The 5,723-nt window shown below is 41.0% G+C and carries 5 protein-coding genes; 4 read left to right on the forward strand and 1 reads right to left on the reverse strand.

Annotated elements, in window-relative coordinates; translation table 11 throughout:
• Positions 1-200 precede the first annotated feature (200 nt).
• Positions 201-920 (reverse strand): hypothetical protein, encoded by a 720-nt coding sequence (locus C4S39_RS14705; protein WP_103967683.1) that lies wholly within the window; start codon positions 918-920, stop codon positions 201-203.
• Between the two features lie 393 nt (positions 921-1,313).
• Here C4S39_RS14705 and gpmA point away from each other — a divergent pair, with 393 nt between their 5' ends.
• The 4 genes from gpmA to C4S39_RS14730 all read left to right on the forward strand — a co-directional run bounded on the left by gpmA (position 1,314) and on the right by C4S39_RS14730 (position 5,610).
• Entirely contained in the window at positions 1,314-2,063 is a 750-nt protein-coding gene (gene gpmA / locus C4S39_RS14715; protein WP_103967685.1) for a 2,3-diphosphoglycerate-dependent phosphoglycerate mutase, read from the forward strand.
• Positions 2,064-2,194: 131 nt separating this feature from the next.
• Entirely contained in the window at positions 2,195-3,337 is a 1,143-nt protein-coding gene (locus tag C4S39_RS14720) for a murein hydrolase activator EnvC family protein (protein WP_258039469.1), read from the forward strand.
• Positions 3,338-3,384: 47 nt separating this feature from the next.
• The gene (locus C4S39_RS14725; RefSeq protein WP_103967686.1) at positions 3,385-4,830 is read left to right on the forward strand and encodes a S41 family peptidase; all 1,446 of its coding nucleotides are present in this window, start codon (positions 3,385-3,387) and stop codon (positions 4,828-4,830) included.
• 21 nt (positions 4,831-4,851) lie between these two features.
• Positions 4,852-5,610 carry a HesA/MoeB/ThiF family protein gene (locus C4S39_RS14730; protein ID WP_103967687.1) on the forward strand — a complete coding sequence of 253 codons (759 nt, stop codon included), beginning with the start codon at positions 4,852-4,854 and terminating at the stop codon, positions 5,608-5,610.
• Positions 5,611-5,723 lie beyond the last annotated feature (113 nt).

Below are 5,723 nucleotides of genomic sequence, written 5' to 3' on the forward strand. Positions count from 1 at the left end.
CCTCTCCTTTCCTTCGTAAAATCCTACTCTAACTATCCAATCCCAACCAGATAGCAACCTCCCTTAGACTACTTAGTCAACCTTGTACTGTCAAGGGTTTTTGACAGACAAAACTAAAGCACAAAAAAATTCTCGGCACCCATCTTTTAATCGATTCAATAAATTAATTGTGGACTAACATCAAATAATTACAGATTAAATTATGCGGATGCTTCAGATGCTTTTTTGCGTCGCACAAAATAAAAAGCAGCTCCACCGCCCGCAACAACCAATAGTGCAATCTCCATTAATCCAATTCCACCGCCATGACTACCGTGACCTCCACCTTTTCCAACATTTAATGGAATCTTTACTACCGTCTTAACATTACCCGCATCATCCTTTCTCTCCAGCTGAATTGCATACTGGCCTTTTTCCTCGATATTAGCTGCGACCACAATAATTCCTGATCTATGCATCTCTGGAGGCATATATACGATGCCATGCTCAGTGATTCCGTGTTCCATATGTTCACCATGTTCCATACCCTCATGGCCCGAATGATGATCACCATCTGCCGGTTTATTATCGGCAGCAGCACTATTATGCTGTTTTTCGCTATGCCCATCATGATCCTCCTTCACCAAGCGAACGGCCAAAAGCATTTGGCGCGCCTGTTGTGGCAGCTCAACAGTCAAATTCACCTTGCCAGTATTAGGCAAATTTTCGCAGAATGAATGCATTGGCGGTATACCACCTTCAGGCACTTCATAAGCACTGAATGTTACTGGAAATTCACCCGTTTTAATCGCACAACCACCTGCATCATGATGCCCTTCATGCGCCAGCATCAACTGCGCATGCACGGGCAATACCAGCAACGAAGCTAAAACCACACCACCAAATTTTGTTACCCAAATATTCCTAGAAACTGCCTTCATATTCTCTCCAAAAAATTATATTTGTATCTATCTGCAAACCCAGTCTATTGATGCACACTCAATTATTTCAGCCGAACAATGAACAAATTAAGCTCGGGATTGTATAACAAAAAATTTAGAATATTAATCGAAATTAAAATATTTGTAGCGTAAATACTTATTGTCTGGTGACGAGTATTCTTCAACGGACTCTTCTTCCTTCCACCATTTTTTGGTTAATAAGCCGAATAAGGCAATACTTTTAAAAACGAATGCAACTTGCGCGAATCTTTCGTATTCGCTTAACTTTAAAAGTATCGGTCCCATACTGTGTTTCAAGCTAAAATTATAATAAAATACTAATATTCTGTAAGCCTTCTTAAAATATTCATTCTGTTTTTCTTAAAGGTCAATATGAAAAAAATTGTTCTCCTGCGCCACGGAGAAAGCACTTGGAATCAAGAAAATCGATTTACTGGTTGGACAGATGTTGATTTAACCCCAAACGGCATTCAGGAAGCTCAAAATGCCGGACAGCTTTTACGCGAACATGGATTTACATTTGATATCGCCTACACATCCGTTCTCAAGCGTGCCATTCGGACTTTATGGATAGTGCTGGATGAAATGGATCAGATGTGGATCCCAATAGAACATACGTGGCGATTGAATGAACGGCATTATGGCGCACTGCAAGGTCTTAATAAAATTGAAATAGCGACTCAATATGGTGACGAACAGGTCCTGATTTGGCGGCGAAGCTATGATGTCAGACCACCTGCTTTGAGCATTGATGATCAGCGTTATGCCGGAGCCGACCCGCGCTATAAAAATTTAACGCATAATGATATTCCTTTAACTGAGTGCCTTAAAGATACAGTTACAAGATTTTTACCCTATTGGAACACAACTATTGCACCTCAGATCCAGGCTGACAAGAGCGTGATTATTGTCGCGCATGGAAACTCATTAAGAGCACTGGTCAAATATCTAGATAATGTTTCCGACAATGATATTCTCAATTGCAACATCCCAACCGGTATTCCGTTAGTATATGAACTGGATGATAATTTAAAACCAATGCAAAATTATTATCTTGGAAACCCAACCGATATTCAGAAAGCAATGAAGATTGTAGCTAATCAAGGAAAATCAGTTGGTTAAGATAATCATCCGCTTATTCAAGTATCTGCATAATACTCATTGCATGAATTCGAATAAATCACACTTTTTTGGAAACTGGTACGTTTAATTTGATTCATATACAGTGTGTTCATTCAGTGCTGCTGGCATGTGTGCTGACTTTTATTTGCCCACTTTCAGCATTCTCAAGCGATCAAGAAAATCTCAGATTATTACGTGAACGTATCCAGTTACTCCAAAAAGATTTAGCTAATAAAGAGTCACTAAAACAAGATACAACTAATGCATTACGTAAAACCGAAAAAACAATCAATGACATCTCTCGCAAATTGACCGAACTTATTGCAGATGACCTGAAAGCCATTGAAGAATACAAGCAACTACAGACTCGGCGCCATATAATCAGCGAAGAAATCAAAATCGAACGAAGTCGATTAGAAAAATTGCTTTACCAGCAATATGTCGAAGGGCAGCATAATTATTTACACTTACTGTTGAACCAACATGATCCCAATCAAATTGCTCGAAACGCCTATTATTACCAACAATTCGCGCTTGCTCGTTCAGACAGCATTACGGCTCTAAGAAAGAATCAACATGAAATTTTGGCGCTCACTGAAATGAGTCGCCACAAGAAAAAAGAAATTGCTGCCATCCAAGCCCAATATCATGATGAACGCAAAAAACTTGAGCACGAAAAAAACAAACAGCAAAGAACACTATCACAGGTATCTGATAATATTACCCAGAAGCAACAAGAACTTAAAAAGCTTAAGGATGACGAAAAACGTATTACTCGCTTGGTTAATGAGATTAATAAATTCCTCGCTCAGGAGAAATCCAGCACCAATTCTCAGACTAATACTAAGCTCCCAGATGCTTCTACAGCAAATACTCCTTTCCCATCCCTCAAGGGTAAATTAAATTTACCAGTACGCGGGAAACTTGTGAATGCTTTTGGAGGTCAACGTTCAGGTAAGCATATAACGTGGAAAGGTCTGTTTATACAAGCGCCTAAAGGCAGCGACGTTAAAGCCATTTCAGGAGGGAGAATTGTATTTGCTGACTGGTTGAGAGGTTTTGGTAATTTGATAATTTTGGATCATGGAAACAACTATATGAGCCTTTATGGTAATAATACAACACTCCATAAACAAGTAGGTGACATGATTCTCGGCGGCGATACAATAGCCACCGTAGGAAATAGCGATGGTAATGCAAATTCAGGTCTATACTTCGAGCTTCGTTACAAGGGCAAGCCCTTCGATCCTTTGACGTGGATAAAAATAGAATAATTGCAGCAAACCATTTACACAAATTTGATCAGTGCGGAGATAGCATCATGAGTAATGTAATCAGAAAAACAAGTTTAATTCTAATTGGAGTAATCGCTGGAATTATGCTCAGTTTGAATTTCTCCGCTATAGCAAAAAAAGAGAATATTGAAACCATCCATCCATTACCAATCGAAGAATTACGCACCTTCGCTCAGGTTTTTGGTCGCATCAAGAGTGACTACGTCGAATCGGTAGAAGACAAAAAACTGATTACTGAAGCTATCAATGGCATGCTTGTTGGGTTAGATCCTCATTCTTCGTATCTTGATAAAGACGAATATAAGGAACTACAAATTGGAACACAAGGCGAATTCGGCGGACTAGGCATCCAAGTAACTATGGAAGACGGTGTAGTAAAAGTGATTTCACCCATTGAAGACACTCCGGCATTTCGTGCTGGTATTAAAACTGGCGATCTGATCGTAAAATTGGATGACACTGTTGTCAAAGGCATGACACTTAATGATGCGATCAAGCTCATGCGCGGCAAACCCAAAACTTCGATAAAAATTACAATAGTACGGGAAGGCGAAACAGAACCACTGATTTTTAATTTAGTACGTGACATCATAAAAATTCAGAGCGTCAAATCAAAAATGCTCGAACCCGGCTACGCTTATATCCGAATCACGCAATTTCAAGAGCAAACGGGCGAGAATTTAGCGCAAGCGATCAGAACTCTATTCGGTGAAAACAAGGGAGAAATGAAAGGCCTAATATTGGATTTGCGAAACGATCCAGGAGGATTACTTAATGGAGCTGTTGCAGTCTCGGCTGCTTTTCTACCGGAAAATGCACTGGTCGTTTACACTGAGGGACGTAGCCCTGACGCAAAAATGAAATTACATGCCAACCCGGAGTTTTATTTGCGCGGACCTGATAAAGATTACTTAAAAGGCTTACCCTCCGCAGCAAAAACCGTACCCATGATTACGCTGGTCAATGGCGGCTCCGCTTCAGCATCCGAAATTGTTGCAGGCGCTCTACAAGATCATAAACGCTCCATCGTTATGGGATCACAAACATTTGGCAAAGGATCGGTGCAAACAATATTGCCATTAGGAAATAATACTGCGATTAAATTAACAACCGCGCGTTACTACACACCCAACGGGCAGTCCATTCAGGCACAGGGTATCACACCGGACATTCTGGATGAAGCTGACAACGGTGATGATCAACGTCTGCGTGAATCCGATTTGAATCGCCACTTATCCAATGGCAAAAAAACTGAAAAGAAAGTAACTTCGGAAACAGAGAAAACAGAGAAAACAGAATCAAAACCTGAAAATGACAAAAAAGATAAAAAAAACAAAAAGAACAAAGATACAAAAAATAGTGCTCCTCTCGAATTCGGTTCGGAAGAAGATCAACTGTTAAAACAAGCCATGAATTACTTTAAAGGCATCACTTCATCCCCACCAGAACCAAGTGATGAAAGCGATAGCTGATCAAAAGCCTATTTAAGGATTGTGAACGACCATCAACTGCTGCGATACAGCCGCCATATTCTGCTCCCGCAAATTGATATTGCGGGACAGGAAAAGCTTAATCACTCTCGTGCATTAATTGTCGGAGCAGGCGGCTTAGGTTCTCCCATAGCGCTTTACCTTGCTGCCAGCGGAATTGGTAACCTGATCATTTGTGATGGCGATCAGGTTGATTTGACTAATTTGCAACGACAAATTATGCACGATAGCCAATCAATCGGTCTTGCAAAAGTTGTATCAGCCAAACAATCACTGGCCAGAATCAACCCGGAAATCAATGTCACTGCAATTCATGAGCAAATAGGCGTTGATAAATTGCTGCAACTCACAGCAGAGGTTGATGTAGTTATTGATGCCAGTGACAATTTCAATACGCGATACCATATCAATCAAGCGTGCGTCATGAATAAGAAACCCCTAATCTCTGGGGCCGCAGTGCGTTTTAACGGCCAGATCAGCGTGTTTGATCTACGCCATGACGACAGCCCTTGCTATCACTGTTTATACCCGGACACAGGAAATCAAGAAGATATGCCCTGCGCCATCATGGGCGTTTTTTCACCGATCGTGGGCATAATCGGTTCAATGCAAGCCGCGGAAGCGCTAAAAATTCTGTTGAATATTGGCACAAGCCTGAATGGCCGCTTGCAATTACTCGATGGCCTCACGATGAATTGGCATTCCATTCATCTACATAAAGATCCGGCGTGCCCGATATGTCAATCATCAGTAACGGTATAAAACCACTGCCAAGCAATGTGAACCGCCCCGATTTTTCCGGAGACTCGTTAGTTTGAGTCAAGCTGTGATGCCTGACACTTTCAGTTGCGAATAATACGCTCTTTCCAACTCTG

The sequence above is a fragment of the Nitrosomonas ureae genome, assembly GCF_900108305.1.
Taxonomy (GTDB): Bacteria; Pseudomonadota; Gammaproteobacteria; order Burkholderiales; family Nitrosomonadaceae; genus Nitrosomonas; species Nitrosomonas ureae_B.

Coding starts and splice junctions, on each gene's coding strand:
- C4S39_RS14725 (WP_103967686.1), top strand. CDS start 3,385: ATGAGTAATGTAATCAGAAAAACAAGTTTAATTCTAATTGGAGTAATC.
- gpmA (WP_103967685.1), top strand. CDS start 1,314: ATGAAAAAAATTGTTCTCCTGCGCCACGGAGAAAGCACTTGGAATCAA.
- C4S39_RS14705 (WP_103967683.1), bottom strand. CDS start 920: ATGAAGGCAGTTTCTAGGAATATTTGGGTAACAAAATTTGGTGGTGTG.